This is a genomic window from Edaphobacter sp. HDX4, from assembly GCF_036877565.1.
GTDB lineage: Bacteria > Acidobacteriota > Terriglobia > Terriglobales > Acidobacteriaceae > Edaphobacter.
This window is the reverse complement of record NZ_JAEDXW010000011.1, coordinates 32168-45984: the sequence shown is the minus strand read 5'-3', so window position 1 is coordinate 45984 and position 13817 is coordinate 32168. Positions and strand designations below refer to the sequence as shown.

Genomic DNA, 13817 nt, shown 5'->3' with positions numbered 1-13817 from the left:
GCCACAACATAGCCCTCTCTCCTTCGCCAGTGAGTGCGGCGCCTGAATTTCAGCAGCCGGAGCAAAATACTGGGGTTCTTCGGCTCTGCCTCAGAATGAGGATTGTTTAGGCTACGGCTTGACCTTGGAGAAGAGGTCGAGCTTGCTGATGTCGTTGAAGATGACCATGGCGGCGAAGACCAGGATGCAGACGAAGGCGACCTGGTAGACGCGCTCCTTGAGCTGCTGGTTGAGGTCGCGGCGCATGATCGATTCAACGACAAGGAAGAGGAGCATGCCGCCGTCCAGAATGGGGATCGGCAGCAGGTTGAAGATTCCCAAATTGAGCGAGATGTACGCCATCAGGCCGATGATCGGCATCCAGCCGGGCATGGACGCGGCCTGGTGGATCTGCTGGCCGATTCCGATGGGACCGGAGAGCGAGCGTACGGAGACCTGCCGGGTGAACATCCGCTTGAGGACCTCGACGATCAGCATCGAGCCTTTCTTGTTGTAGTCCCACGACGCGGCAAGGGCTTTGCCAAAGGGAAGCCGCTCAACCTTAACCGGAGGCTGAACCGGACGGAAGCCGAGACGGTAGTCCTTGGTTCCGTCGCCGACCTCGGCAAACTGTGGCGTGATCTGGATGGGCACCGACTGACCGTCGCGCAGGACGATCAGAGAGGCGGGCTTCCCGGCCTGATCCTGCAGGTATGCCAGGAGGGCGGGAACAGAGTGAAGCTGGAGGCCGTCGATTGAGGCGATCTGGTCTCCGGGTTTGAGGCCTGCGCGAGCCGCCGGCATGTTGGGCTCAAGCGCATCGACCTTGACCGGAACGTTCTGCATCTTGGGGATGAGACCGAGAACGTCGAGCGAGAAGTTGTCGGGACCGCCCTTGGATTCCACGAAGAGCTTCGTATCGACCCTCTGACCGTCGTGGAGATACGAGAAGGGGATGGTCTGGTTGAGATTGAGGAGCGAACGGATTGCGACCTGATCCCAGGTGGGGTTCTCGACGGTGTCGTAGTGGACGATCAGATCGCCGGAGTGGATCCCGGTACGGGAGGCGGCGGTATTGGCGGGAATGTAGTCGGTGCGGGCCGGGGCGGTGACGTACTCCTGCACCTCGTTGTGCAGCATGGAGACGCCGGTCATGAGGCCGAAGGCCAGGATAAAGTTGGCGAAGGGGCCGGCTAGGGCGACCAGCATGCGCTGCCAGCGGGGATGAGCGTTGAAGTCACCCGGGTCAGTGGGGGCCTCGCCCGGATTGTCGCCGGACATCTTGACGTAGCCGCCAAGTGGGAGCAGAGAAAGGCGATAGTCGGTTTCGCCGCGGCGGAAGCCGATGAGCCGTTTGCCAAAGCCGATGGAAAAGGTCTCGACGCGGATGCCGCAGAGCTTGGCGACGGCAAAGTGGCCGAACTCGTGGACGAGCACCATGATGCCGAGCACGATACCTAGTTGAATGATTGTAGACATGGGAGAGAAGGGACCTCGCTCGGAGAATCGATACGGCTTATCGGACTACGCCTGAAAACTGGTGAGCGATTACATCACGGGCACACGCTCGCGCCCGAAGATCAGCGTCGAGCACGTCCTGAATAGACGAAGGGCGACGGCCTGAGGTTTGCTGCAACACCTGTTCTATTGTACGTGGAATGCCCAGGAAGGGAATGCGACCTTCGAGGAAGGCGGCGACCGCAATCTCGTCGGCGGCGTTGAGAGCGATGCAAGCCTCGCCGCCGGTTTCGGCGGCCTCGTAGGCGAGTCGAAGACAGGGAAAACGGTCGAGGTCGGGAGCCGAGAAGTCCAACTGGCTCAACGCCGCAAGGTCAAATTGCAAGCCGGCAGCGGGGGTGGCGTCGACCCGTTCGGGATAGGCAAGCGCGTAGAGGATGGGAAGGCGCATGTCCGTTACCGAGATCTGGGCAAGGATGCTGCCATCGATGTACTCGACCATGGAGTGAACGGTCGATTGCGGATGAATGGAGACCCGCACCTGTGCCGCGGGCAGGGAGAAGAGACGGCAGGCTTCGATGACCTCGAAACCCTTGTTCATCATGGTGGCCGAGTCGATGGTGATGCGTTGTCCCATGACCCAGGTAGGGTGCTTGAGAGCCTGAGCCGGAGTAATGTGCTCAAAGCCGGCAAGCGGGGTGTTGCGGAAGGGACCTCCGGAGGCGGTCAGCCAGATCTGGCGAACCTCGGCCGGGGTTCCGCCGCGCATGCACTGGTGCACCGCGTTGTGTTCGGAGTCGATGGGGAGCAGGGCGACGTTGTGCTCCTTCGCCGCTGCCATGATGAGTTCTCCGGCGGCGACGAGGCATTCCTTGTTGGCGAGGCCGATGGTCTTGCCTGCCTTCACTGCGGCATAGGTGGCTTCGAGACCGGCGACACCCACGATCGCGGAGACGACGAAGTCAACCTCGGGAAGGGTGGCGATGCTGACGGTCCCGGCGATGCCGTGGATGACTTCGATGCCGGTGATTCCGGCGGTCGAGAGGCGCTGCTGCAGGGTTGCCGCCAGCTGCTCGGTCGCGACGGAGATGACCTGCGGCCGCCAACGCTGGCACTGGGCGAAGGCAACGTCAATATTCTGACCCGCTGCGAGCGCGATGGGCTGGTAGCGGTCGGGGAAGGACTCGCAGATGGAGAGGGTAGAGGTTCCGATGGAGCCGGTCGAGCCGAGGATTGCGAGCTTTTTCACGAGATCTATTTTCTCAGATACGCGACCTGGAGGACTTTAGAATCTGCCCAGGCCGAAGTAGTCCTTGAGGAGCAGGGCGAACCATAATACCGGAGCGGCGACCAGAAGGGCATCGATGCGGTCGAGGATGCCGCCGTGACCGGGAAGCATGGTTCCGGAGTCTTTTACACCCGCACCGCGCTTGATGGCAGATTCGAGGAGGTCGCCGACCTGTGCCGCCACATTGAGGATGGCCGCGAGGACAAGCGTCTGCCAGATCGGCTCCGTGATGTGCAGGATGAGGTTACCGCGCGCGGTCAGGGCGTCGCTGGCCCCGAGCAGAAGAGAGGCGGCTATAAGGCTGCCGACGATGGAGGCAATGGAGCCCTCCCATGTCTTTCCGGGACTGATTCTGGGTGCGAGCTTGTGCTTGCCGAAGGCGCGGCCGATGTAGAGCGCGGCGATGTCTCCTGACCAGACACAGATCATCAGGAAGACCAACAGCGCGGGGCCGTCTTCCTGCTTCCAGAGCATGGGAACCAGCGTGAGCGGGTAGGCGATCCAGATGAGTCCGAAGATTCCCTGGGCAGTGTCGGGAAGGACTTGAACCAGCGGGGCCCGGAAGCCATTCCAGGTAAAGAGGATAAGGGTCAGCGCGGAGAGCACGGGAAGCTGTGCCTCCACCGGAAAGTTAGGCAGCGTGACGACGAAGGCCAGCGCGGCACCTAAGCCCATCCACCAGACGGGAATACCAAGCTGTGCGTTGTGCGCCTTGGCTCCGACAGCGGCGAGTTTGAGGAACTCGTAGACTGCCAGCTCGGCGACGACGGCCGCCGCCAAGGTGATCATCCAGAGCTGTCCGAAGAAGATGAGGCCGAAGACGAGAAGGATGAGGACGATGGCGGTGAGGATGCGCTTCATGGAGATTCAGACAAGTATATCCACGGTTGTGAAGTAACAGTAATTAAGCATCTTGACGTATCAAGATATATCTTGATACATTTCGATACATGAGAGATCAATATCAATACGAACACGCACAAGGGTTCTGTGGGGGCCGGGACTTCCACAGGATGAAAGAACAACTGCAGGAGCGATTCTGCGCAAACTATGGCGACTTTGGCCGAGGCAGGCATGGCGGTCGAGGTGGGAGAGGCTTCGGAGGGCCGTTTGGGGGACGGATGTTCGGATCCGGCGATCTGCGCTACGTGATCCTGCAACTGATCTCGGAGAAGCCGAGTCATGGTTACGAGATCATCAAGTCGATCGAAGAGCGGCTCGGGGGAACGTATGCTCCCAGCCCGGGAGTGGTGTATCCGATGCTGACCATGCTGGAGGAGATGGGACACATCACTGGAGCTTCAGAGGGATCGCGCAAGCAATACAGCATTACGGACGAGGGCTCCAAGGCTTTGGCCGAGAACAAGGAGATCGTCGATGCCCTGTTCGCCCGGATTGAAAACGTGCGCCAGCAGTCGGCCCGACAGCGGCCCCAGCAGATCGAGCGTGCCCTTGAGAATCTGCGGATGGCGCTGCGGATGAAGATGGGTTCGCTGACGACGGAACAGGTCCACGCGGTTACCGACATCATCGACGCTGCAGCCAAGCAGATTGAGAGGATCGGATGAACTCCTATCGCTATCGCGTAACGGTGGAGAAGCTGTCGGACGCGAAGGGCGAGGCAGTTCACGGCCAGAGCCTCAGCTTTTACACGGCGAACCACGATGACATTCTGGCGATTGTGGAGCGAGTGCAGGCGAAGTTCCCGATGGACGCTGGAACGGCTGCATCGCTCGGCGTGGGGCTGAAGCTCTTCAGCGAGGTGACGCTGACGCGTCGCAACGATCCGCTGTTTGCGCAGATCCGCCCGGCGCTGAGCGAGTTCATTCAGCAATTGAAGCAGTTGCCGGAGAAGGACAAAAGCATAGCGACCGTCTAACCCTTCCTGCTTCAGGTCTCGGTAAGTCGTTTGTGTCTGGTGAGCAAGGTAAGCCTCCAGTTTTTGAGGAGAGACTCAGCCCACCGTTGGGCGCCATCGCAGCGTCCTATTGCAGTGCCCGAGACAGCGGTAGATGCGGGAGAGCGCAGGAATAGCAGAGGTGGGAACCTGCTGCGCTCGTTCGGGCTGGGGATCATCACCGGAGCAGCGGACGACGACTGCTCTGCGGTAGGGACTTACTCCCAGGCAGGAGCGGGGTTCGGCTACGCGTTTCTTTGGACCGTGCCCTTCCTTCCACCCATGATGGTGGCGGTGGTCTATCTCTCCTCGAAGCTGGGACAGGTTACGGGCCAGGGCCTGTTCGCGGTGATCCGGAGCCATTATCCCCGCTGGCTGCTCTACGGGATTATGGCCTGCGTCATCGTTGGAAATACGATTGAGGCGGGAGCGGATATCGGCGGAATTGCGGCGGCACTCCATCTTCTTATCCCCGTCTCTTCAAAACTCTTGGTGGCAGGCGTGGCGGCGGTCTCGCTTGCGCTGCAGCTCTGGGGATCGTACCGGCTGATCTCCAATGTCTTCCGAGCGCTGTCTCTTACGCTGTTGGCATATGTCGCCTCCATGTTTCTTGCGCATCCTGACGTTCATGAGATTGTGAGGGCAATCTTCCGGCCGACGATACGGCTGAACAGGGAATCGCTGGCGATTCTGGTAGCGATGATCGGGACAGCGCTTTCGGCCTACTTGTTTACCTGGCAATCGAACGAAGAGGTGGAAGAGAAGATCGCTACAGGTCAGGTGAAGTTGCGGGACCGGCGAGGAACAACCAAGCGTCATCTCAGGAGAACGGCGGTGGATGTCGCGCTGGGGATGTTCTTCTCGGCGCTGGTGATGTACTCCATCATCATTGCGACGGCGGCGACGTTGCATGCGTCAGGTAAGCATGAGATCGAGACAGCGGCGGAGGCAGCGCAGGCGCTGGCTCCTGTAGCCGGTCACGCGGCCGGCCTGATGTTTACGCTGGGGATTGTAGGGGTGGGATTTCTTGCGATTCCCGTGATGACGACGGGTGCGGCCTATGACGTGTGTCAGAGCCTGGGTCGGAGAGATGGACTCAATCTTAAATTGAGCGAAGGAAAGACGTTTTACGGAACGATCTTGGGCGTGATGCTTGTGGCGGCGGCCATGAATTTTCTGGGGATTAATCCGATGAAGGCCCTGGTGATCGCGGGAATCGTGCAGGGGTTTTCGACGCCTCCGCTGATGTTGCTGATCATGCTGCTGACCAATAGCCGCCGTGTCATGGGGGATAAGACGAACACTCTGCTAGTGAATGTTCTGGGGTGGGGGACTACGCTGACGACATCAGCGGCTTCACTGGCACTTCTCGGGAGCTATCTGAGGTAGCCACCGGAAAGCTGGCGCACATCCCAGCTTCAGCGCCTGGACAACTCCCGTTTGTTCAGCAGCTGAAGCAGTTGCCGGAGAGCAGTGATTGGGAAAGATCTAGGAGCTGAAGACACAATCCTTGGGGTCAACCATTAGCGTGCAAAAGGACCGATTGACGGTGTGCACATACCACCGCTACCATCGCCGTTAACATCCTCGACGTAGACCATTACGGCGTTGAAGGCATCTTCCCCTGGCGTGAGAATGATGTCCCGGTTGAGCACGGGGCCGTCTTTGGGCAGGGCGAGCCATCCTTTGGCCTGTTGGACATAGATAGTGGAAGCGTGACGTGGAAGAGGAAGCCGCTGCTTTGCGTCAATATTGTGGTCGATGATGACGATGGCGCGCGCGGGAGGGCCGCCCGGGTGCATCGTAATTGAGGTCATACTGCTGGATGCGCCACCCTCAGGTTCAAGAGTGCCGGCTAGACCAATTCCCCGAAGCCCCTGCATCTCGTCCGGTGTCGGACAAGAGCCTGGACGGGCGTCGCAGGTGAGGGCGCGGGTGCTGCGTGTGAGTCGAAGGCAGCGCACTGAAACATCTTCGAGATCGTAGCCTTGCTGAACCGCCAGGCTGCGGTAGTGGGCTGCGTCGATGGCTGTGTAGGTTGAAGCCTGATGCTCATCAAGCATACGCAGGATGATTTGAGCTACAAGCTCACTTGCCTCACCGGAACCTTGAGCTGAGGCGAGGGTCAACCACTTGAGCGCTTCAGAGTAAGACGGAGGAAAGATCTTAGACAGTGGCGAGATTTTCGTCTCGGGAACAATCTTCGGCCGCTGATCCATGTTGGCTTGCCACTTAGAGAGGCTGGGTAGTGCGAACGTCTCTTTCGGGACGTACTGTATTCCGAGCATAAGATGCGCTGCGGGATTGCCAGCTTTGGCCTGTGTCAGGAGCTCGGTCCGAAAGCCGAGGAGATCGCCGGTGTAGAGATGTGTGACTGCTTTCTGGATTCCAGGATCATCATCAATGGAGTTCTGCGAAAGCGGTGGCGGTTTGTAGTTTCCCGAAGAACGCGGTTCCAGGTGCGTGAAAGTTGTGTAAGCAGGTTGCGAGACTTGAGCGGAGAATGGGCCAGATGAGATTAACAACACCAAAGCGATCGATGCCAGCAGATGTAACATGCTGAAATGATACGGATGTTACTGTCCTCAAAAAGAAATATCTAACGTCGAGTGAGTTCGCGCGGGGGCTGGAGCTCCGTGGCGATCTCGTTTTCGAGTTCGGAGACGGGCTGGAGGGTGTCGATCTTCTCGTCAGAGTTGTCGCTTAAGCCACCGAAGCGGCGATCGCGGCGCTGGTAGTCTGCGATAGCCTCAAGCAGATGGATTCCGCGGAAGTCGGGCCAGAGCCGGTCGGTGATGAAGATCTCCGAGTAAGCGATCTGCCAGAGCAGGAAATTCGAGATGCGCTGCTCGCCAGAGGTGCGGATGATGAGGTCCGGATCGGGCATATGCGCGGTGTAGAGGGCTCGCGAGATGGTGGCCTCGTCGAGAGAATCGAGGGCTCCGGCACCGAGCAGGTCTTCAACCGAACAGCCGCGGGTGTGAGCCTCGGTGGTCAGGTCAGTCAAGATGCGGCGGACGGCATCGACGATCTCGGAGCGGGAGCCGTAGTTGAGTGCAAGGGTGAGCGTGGTGCCGGTGTTTTTGGCCGTCGACTCCATCGCCCACTGCATGGTCTCCTGAACCTCTTGCGGGAGGTCGTAGGTGCGGCCGATGTAGGCCATGCGGACGTTGTTGTCGTTCATCCGCTTGACGTTGCCGATCAGGTAGCTCTTGAGGAGCTTCATGAGGAAGGTGACTTCGGACTTGGGACGGCGAAGATTGTTTTCAAGCGAAAAGGCGTAGAGGGTCAGCCAGGGAAGGTTGATGCGCGATGCCGTCTCGACGACGTACTGAACGCTTTCGGCACCCTGTTGATGGCCGAGAAAGCGCTTTAGCGCACGTTTGCCCGCCCAGCGTCCGTTGCCGTCCATGATGATGGCAATGTGCTGGGGAATGCGGTCGGGATCGAGTTGCCGGTAGACACTTTGTTCCTCGGCGGAAAGCTCGTGCACGCGGCTTGGCAAACTGGACGGCAAAAACTACCTCACAAAGCAAGACGCTAGCACACCGGGAAGGGCTGCGCAACGAACCGCCTATGTGGATTGCGGATTGGGAGAGGTTTTGGAGGCGGGAGAGCGGAGGGTGCCGCGCCTGACCTGCTTCCTGCAGGAATGGGTCAGACGCGGCACAAAGGAGGTTACGTACGGCAGCCCGGGGAGGACCTCCGCGTCAGGCGGTGCGGCGGCGGCCTGCGGCCAGTTCGCGAACGTGGTTAAGGAAGATGGAACGCTGCAGGGAATCGAGCTGCGAGACATAGGCAGCGATCTCGGCGAGGAAAGGATCGTTCATGAGCACGGCGGTCTCATCGCGATGCCGGGTGCTGGGGTCGCGCAGCAGGGTGGAGATGTCCACCTGCAGGGCCTTAGCCAGGCGATCGAGCGAAGAGAGGGTGGGCATGGCCTTCCCGTTCTCGATCTTGGAGATGTAGGTTCGCGGCACATTCATGCGTGCGGCGAGCTGGCGCTGGGACAGGTTGCGAACGTGGCGAAGATCGCGCACGGCACTCGCTACCTGCAGGCCTTCGGACGATACGCTGGCTGGGGAAACAATCGAAAGCGGTGCCGGCGTCGGCTCGGGCTCTTCGACCTCGAGCGATTTGTGGCAGCGGCGGCACAGGGAATTGACTGTGCGGAACTGGACCAGGCTGCAGTGGTCGCAGCGCAGGACCTCACGCTGCTCGACGGGTGCCATCATGGTTGCCATAAGTTGTCTTGACGCGGGCGGACCCAGAGCAAGGACCGCGACCCATGTCCGATAACGAAGCATGGGATGTGCCTAGAGTGACACTGGGGTTCCTGAGGAGTCAAGAGGAAAACCGCCGATTCTTAGTAGAATGCCAGAAAAACCCGGAAGGGAACCAAAGTAGTAACTTGTGGAGTGTACCGGGAAGTGTGAAAGCGAAAGGGGACGGAGCATGAACTTTGGACGAGCGCAGGCCATGGAGTTGCTGCAGGAATGGACGAAGAGCGATTCGCTTCGCAAGCACGGCATGGCGGTATCGATATGCACGGAGAGCTACGGGCGCCGCGAGCCAAGCGGCTTGGGCTGAGCGGTGCAGAGGCTGCGGCGTTTGTGGAGCAGTATGCCTGCGCGGGTTTGCTGCACGACATGGACTATGAGCGGCACCCTTCGCTCGAAGAGCATCCGTTTGTCGGCGTCGATCATCTGCGCGAGCTGGGCTGGCCGGAGACAGTGCTCAATGCGATTCTGGCGCATTCGGATTACTCCGGTGTGGCGCGGGAGTCGCACCTGGAGCGTGCGCTGTTTGCATGCGATGAGCTGGCAGGATTTCTGACGGCGTGCGCCCTGGTGAAGCCGACGAAGTCAATCAACGATGTTGAGGTGGCGGGTGTGAAGAAGAAGATGAAAGACAAGGCGTTTGCCCGGGCGGTGAAGCGCGAGGATATTACGGGTGGAGCGGAGCTGCTGGGGATTTCGCTCGAGGAGCATTTGGGGAATTGTTTGAAGGCGATGCAGGAACGAGCAGGGGAATTAGGGCTGGCGGGGAATTAAAAGCTTGCAGTAGATGTGAACTCCTGCAGCAGCATTGTTGCATTCCTGTCTTCGGCCGCCAGAGTCAGGATAGTAGCCGATCTCCAAACTTTTATTATCCAGCCAGCGAATAGTTGTATCTTCCCAGGAACTTGGACCGAAATAGAGATATGCCTCCTCTGAATGCATGTTGTTGCTTGACCGAATGGACACGACCGTGGAATCGCGTCCAAGAAATCCTGCTTCGTATGTAAGGTCGGCGACGTGCTTCCGATCTGGCGATACGAAGACGTGAGGTTTATCCATATAGATCAGCGAACAACCGGCGATCAGAATAGACAATGCGGTGGGAACAGCAAGACAAAGTCCCAAACCGAAAGCTACTTTATGTGCCCATCCTGATGAGAGCCTATTCCGCCGAATGAGTATGGTTGTTGCAACGGTAAGTAAGACCGCAATGGCAAGCAATTCTAATTTCGGTTTCAGAAACATGATTGTTTCCGTGATTGCAACGGTATCAAGTTCAACCCAACTCATTTTTCACTTCCCGTGCGGTTAATTGCAGAACTCGCGCATCTGCGAAATGTCTCTGAGTTGACCCAATGGATTCACCTAATCCGACCGCCCGCGTCGCATCTTCAATCACAATGCATTCGAATCCCGTCGCCGTGCCGTCGATAGCAGAAAAGCGGACGCAAAAATCGTAGGCGAGGCCGCAGAGGAAGAGGCGCTGGAGGCCGCGTTCGCGCAGGTATCCGGCGAGACCGGTGGGCGTGGTGTGGTCATCTTCCAGGAAGGCGGAGTAGCTGTCGATCTCGCGTCGGAAGCCTTTGCGGAGGATTAGCTCGGCGTGCGGGATGTCGAGGCCGGGGTGGAATTCGGCGCCGGGGGTGCCCCGGACGCAGTGATCGGGCCAGAGGGTCTGATTTCCGTAAGCGACCTCGATGGTTTCGAAGGGCTGCTTGCCAGGGTGGCGTGACGCGAAGGAGATATGGTCGGCGGGGTGCCAGTCCTGGGTGAGGATGACGTGCTCGAAACGTCGGCCGAGGAGATTGATGAGAGGGATGATTTCATCACCGCGCTCGACGGCAAGCGCTCCGCCGGGGCAGAAGTCGTTCTGGACGTCGATGACGAGCAGGGCGTCGGTTGGGGTAAGGGTAAACATCTGGTTCTGATGATAAGAGAACGGGTCCGGCCCGCTCGAATGCCCACCTTAGCCGCTGCGCGGCGAAGATGGGGCACCCACTACTTCGGTTTTCCTGCGGTGTTCTGGATCGTCCTGATCCTGATGTCGACCTGTTTGCAGGAGTTGTCCTTGCAGATTCCGGAGATCCAGACCTCACCGTCTCCGAGCATCGCTCCCTGGTCGTTGACGAAAAGGCTTTCGTACTTCTGATTCTCGATGACCTGGCCGATCTGAGGCGTGACGATCTGGTCGTAGCGGGCGATGAAGGCCTGCGGCGTACGGATGGTGACGGCGTGCGGGGTGTGGGGATCGATGGTGATGGGGTAGCTGACGAGTGCGGCGACGGCTGGGGCGTCGTGCTTGCGGGTGGCCTGCTGGAGTGTGGCCATGACCTCACGGAGCTTTGCCGGGTCACCGATGTTGGTGGAGACGGACTGATCGATGGCGGTGGTGTCGGGCTGATGCGCAGGGGTATCGGTCTGGACCGGAGCGGAGGTCGGTTTGTCTGTGGGCTCCTGTTGCGGTGCGGTGGGCTGATGGCAGCTGACCATGGTGGTTGCCAGAGCCAGCAGACCAGCGAGGCAGATTGTACTCCGCATTGAGCCCTCCGCAGAGACAGGGTACAGGATGAGTCGCGCTGGTATGGATCGTAAGCGGCGGCTGCATTGGCTAAGATGCTATGCTGACGAGTCTTTTGAGGGCGGTGGCGATGGCGGAGGATGTGGGATCGGAGGGACGGCTGGAGTCCAGGCTGGACGTCAGGGCAGCACGCTTTGCCTCGAACCGGGCGGCGCTGCTGTCTTTGCTCGAGGGAATGCGCGAGCAGGAGGCGGTGATCCGGCAGGGCGGCGGGGGGAAGGCCATCGAGGCGCAACATGGCAAGGGAAGGCTGACGGCACGGGAGCGGCTGGCGCTTCTGCTGGATGAAGGCACGGAGGTTCTGGAGCTTGGCCTGTGGGCGGCGCATGGCATGTACGAGGAGTTCGGCGGCGCTCCCGGGGCGGGAGTCGTGACCGGGCTGGGGCGGGTGAGCGGCAAGCTGTGCATGATCGTCGCCAACGATGCGACGGTCAAGGCGGGGGCGTTCTTCCCGATGACGGCAAAGAAGGTGCTGCGCGCCCAGACGATCGCGCTCGAAAACCGTATTCCCACGCTATATCTGGTGGACTCCGCGGGTGTGTTTCTGCCTCTGCAGGAGGATGTGTTTCCGGATCAGGATGACTTCGGGCGGGTGTTTCGCAATAACGCGGTGATGAGTTCGCTGGGCGTGCCGCAGATCACGGCGATCATGGGTATGTGCGTCGCCGGCGGAGCGTATCTTCCGGTGATGACCGACAGCGTGCTGATGACCGAGGGCTCAGGGCTGTTTCTCGCCGGGCCATCGCTGGTGCAGGCCGCCATTGGTCAGAAGAGTGATCCGGAGGAGTTGGGCGGCGCGGCGATGCACGCGGAGATCTCGGGCACGGTGGACTTTAAAGAGCCGAACGACCATCTTTGCATCGCGCGGCTTCGGTCGTTGGTGGGGAAGATTGGGGTGAGGCCGGGGGCTCCGTTCAGTGTGGTTCCGTTCGACGAGGGGAAGGATGCTCCGAGGTTCCCGGCGGAGGAGATGTACGGCCTGATTGATCCTGATCCTGCCAAGGCAGCGACGAACGTGTATGACATGCGCGAGGTGATCGCGCGGCTCGTGGATCGGTCGGAGTTCGACGAGTACAAGGCTGATTTTGGGCGCACGGTTCTCTGCGGGTATGCGCGGATCGGCGGTCGAGCCGTGGGGATCGTCGCCAATCAGAAGGTACACCAGCAGCAGACGGTGGCGATGGGGCCGCAGGCGGGGTCGAAGCGCACAGAGTTCGGCGGGGTGATCTACACCGAGAGCGCGCAGAAGGCGGCACGGTTCATCATGGACTGCAACCAGAGTCTTGTGCCGCTGATCTTTCTGCACGATGTAAACGGCTTCATGGTGGGCAAGGACGCGGAGTGGAGCGGGATTATTCGCGCCGGGGCGAAGATGGTCTCGGCGGTCTCGACCAGCGTGGTGCCGAAGATTACGGTGATTGTGGGCGGCAGCTTCGGCGCGGGGCACTATGCGATGTGCGGCAAGGCGTATGATCCGCGGTTCATCTTCGCGTGGCCGACGGCGCGGTATGCGGTGATGAGTGGAGCTTCGGCGGCAAACACGTTGGTTGAGGTTCGGGTGAAGCAGATGGAGCGCGGCGGGAAGCATCTCTCCGAAGCCGAGAAGAAGGCAATCTTCGAGGAGATCAAGGCGACCTATGACGCGCAGGCGGATCCGCGATACGGCGCAGCGAGAATGTGGGTGGATGCGATTATCGATCCAGCGAAGACGCGCGAGGTGCTGATGACGGCGCTGGAAGCTTGTGCGGTCAATCCGGAGGTAGCGAAGTTTAATCCGGGGGTGCTGCAGACATGAATGTAGAAATCCCAAAAGACCAATTTTATTTTGCAGCTCAATATCAAAAGATGTCGGACTCCGAACTCCTCCGTCTTGCAGCCGAAGGTGGATTTATAACCGAAGCGGATGCGGCATTGCACGCAGAATTGGCCCTCCGCCATCTTTCTGCGAAAGACGTTCGAGCGATGCAGCATGAAATGCTGCAGGGAAAGCTTCAAAGTCAAGTAGGTAGTAACCCATATAACCGTGGTACAGGTTTGCGATTTAGAGGTAGTAAGTCTTTATCCGAAAGCGGGAAAAGTCGAACTATTGGAATTGCTACTCGATGGATTGAGGTCGCATATATGCCACTCATTCCAATTGGTTCTTATAAGGTCATGTGCTCCAAAAGAGATGGATCGACAAAGGTGGTTGGAAAAGTAGACCTTCAGTGGGACCAGGTGTGTAACGGCTGGGGACGTGCTCTCCTCGTAGCCTCATGTTACGTCGCACTCATCGCGACAATTATGCTGTGGGAGAGATTCAAAAGCTAGAACGTTCTCTGCGGGGCTGGATTCCGT

Annotated in this window: 15 protein-coding genes; 6 read left to right on the top strand and 9 right to left on the bottom strand. The window is 59.4% G+C overall.

Features of this window, described 5'->3' with window-relative positions; translation table 11 throughout:
• Window positions 1-111: 111 nt before the first annotated feature.
• From rseP to JAO29_RS12030, 3 genes are read right to left on the bottom strand one after another with little or no spacing between them, the layout of a single operon-like run.
• Window positions 112-1458 (bottom strand): RIP metalloprotease RseP, encoded by a 1347-nt coding sequence (rseP, locus tag JAO29_RS12040; protein WP_334268469.1) that lies wholly within the window; start codon window positions 1456-1458, stop codon window positions 112-114.
• A gap of 37 nt (window positions 1459-1495) precedes the next feature.
• Window positions 1496-2686 (bottom strand): 1-deoxy-D-xylulose-5-phosphate reductoisomerase, encoded by a 1191-nt coding sequence (locus JAO29_RS12035; RefSeq protein ID WP_334268468.1) that lies wholly within the window; start codon window positions 2684-2686, stop codon window positions 1496-1498.
• 36 nt (window positions 2687-2722) lie between these two features.
• The gene (locus tag JAO29_RS12030) at window positions 2723-3586 is read right to left on the bottom strand and encodes a phosphatidate cytidylyltransferase (protein ID WP_334268467.1); all 864 of its coding nucleotides are present in this window, start codon (window positions 3584-3586) and stop codon (window positions 2723-2725) included.
• Window positions 3587-3738: 152 nt separating this feature from the next.
• On the opposite strand from JAO29_RS12030, the gene JAO29_RS12025 reads away from it, so the two are divergent.
• The 3 genes from JAO29_RS12025 (at window position 3739) to JAO29_RS12015 (ending at window position 6011) form a co-directional block, all read left to right on the top strand.
• Window positions 3739-4293, top strand: a complete 555-nt coding sequence (locus JAO29_RS12025) for a PadR family transcriptional regulator (RefSeq protein WP_334268466.1) — start codon at window positions 3739-3741, stop codon at window positions 4291-4293.
• A complete protein-coding gene (locus JAO29_RS12020; RefSeq protein ID WP_334268465.1) occupies window positions 4290-4604 on the top strand; it encodes a DUF3861 domain-containing protein in 315 nt (104 codons plus the stop codon). Before JAO29_RS12025 ends, JAO29_RS12020 begins: the two co-directional genes overlap by 4 nt.
• A gap of 114 nt (window positions 4605-4718) precedes the next feature.
• Entirely contained in the window at window positions 4719-6011 is a 1293-nt protein-coding gene (locus JAO29_RS12015) for an Nramp family divalent metal transporter (protein WP_334268464.1), read from the top strand.
• Window positions 6012-6145: 134 nt separating this feature from the next.
• On the opposite strand, the gene JAO29_RS12010 is transcribed toward JAO29_RS12015, so the two are convergent.
• From JAO29_RS12010 to JAO29_RS12000, 3 genes are all read right to left on the bottom strand, one after another.
• Window positions 6146-7180 (bottom strand): hypothetical protein, encoded by a 1035-nt coding sequence (locus JAO29_RS12010; protein WP_334268463.1) that lies wholly within the window; start codon window positions 7178-7180, stop codon window positions 6146-6148.
• A gap of 41 nt (window positions 7181-7221) precedes the next feature.
• Window positions 7222-8139: an isoprenyl transferase gene (locus tag JAO29_RS12005; protein WP_334268462.1), complete on the bottom strand. Its 918-nt coding sequence runs from the start codon at window positions 8137-8139 to the stop codon at window positions 7222-7224.
• A gap of 193 nt (window positions 8140-8332) precedes the next feature.
• On the bottom strand, window positions 8333-8866 hold the full coding sequence (locus JAO29_RS12000; RefSeq protein ID WP_334268461.1) for a helix-turn-helix domain-containing protein: 534 nt from the start codon (window positions 8864-8866) through the stop codon (window positions 8333-8335).
• A 252-nt stretch (window positions 8867-9118) separates the two neighbouring features.
• Here JAO29_RS12000 and JAO29_RS11995 point away from each other — a divergent pair, with 252 nt between their 5' ends.
• Window positions 9119-9676, top strand: coding sequence for an HD domain-containing protein (locus JAO29_RS11995; protein WP_334268460.1), 558 nt, complete (start codon window positions 9119-9121; stop codon window positions 9674-9676).
• On the opposite strand, the gene JAO29_RS11990 is transcribed toward JAO29_RS11995, so the two are convergent.
• The 3 genes from JAO29_RS11990 to JAO29_RS11980 form a co-directional block, all read right to left on the bottom strand.
• The gene (locus JAO29_RS11990; RefSeq protein WP_334268459.1) at window positions 9656-10192 is read right to left on the bottom strand and encodes a hypothetical protein; all 537 of its coding nucleotides are present in this window, start codon (window positions 10190-10192) and stop codon (window positions 9656-9658) included. The genes JAO29_RS11995 and JAO29_RS11990 overlap by 21 nt on opposite strands.
• The gene (gene pncA, locus JAO29_RS11985) at window positions 10179-10820 is read right to left on the bottom strand and encodes a bifunctional nicotinamidase/pyrazinamidase (protein WP_334268458.1); all 642 of its coding nucleotides are present in this window, start codon (window positions 10818-10820) and stop codon (window positions 10179-10181) included. Before pncA ends, JAO29_RS11990 begins: the two co-directional genes overlap by 14 nt.
• An 80-nt stretch (window positions 10821-10900) precedes the next feature.
• Window positions 10901-11440, bottom strand: a complete 540-nt coding sequence (locus JAO29_RS11980) for a hypothetical protein (RefSeq protein ID WP_334268457.1) — start codon at window positions 11438-11440, stop codon at window positions 10901-10903.
• Window positions 11441-11520: 80 nt separating this feature from the next.
• On the opposite strand from JAO29_RS11980, the gene JAO29_RS11975 reads away from it, so the two are divergent.
• Window positions 11521-13275 carry an acyl-CoA carboxylase subunit beta gene (locus tag JAO29_RS11975; protein WP_442886379.1) on the top strand — a complete coding sequence of 585 codons (1755 nt, stop codon included), beginning with the start codon at window positions 11521-11523 and terminating at the stop codon, window positions 13273-13275.
• Window positions 13272-13790 carry a hypothetical protein gene (locus JAO29_RS11970; RefSeq protein ID WP_334268456.1) on the top strand — a complete coding sequence of 173 codons (519 nt, stop codon included), beginning with the start codon at window positions 13272-13274 and terminating at the stop codon, window positions 13788-13790. Before JAO29_RS11975 ends, JAO29_RS11970 begins: the two co-directional genes overlap by 4 nt.
• The last annotated feature ends 27 nt before the right edge of the window (window positions 13791-13817 follow it).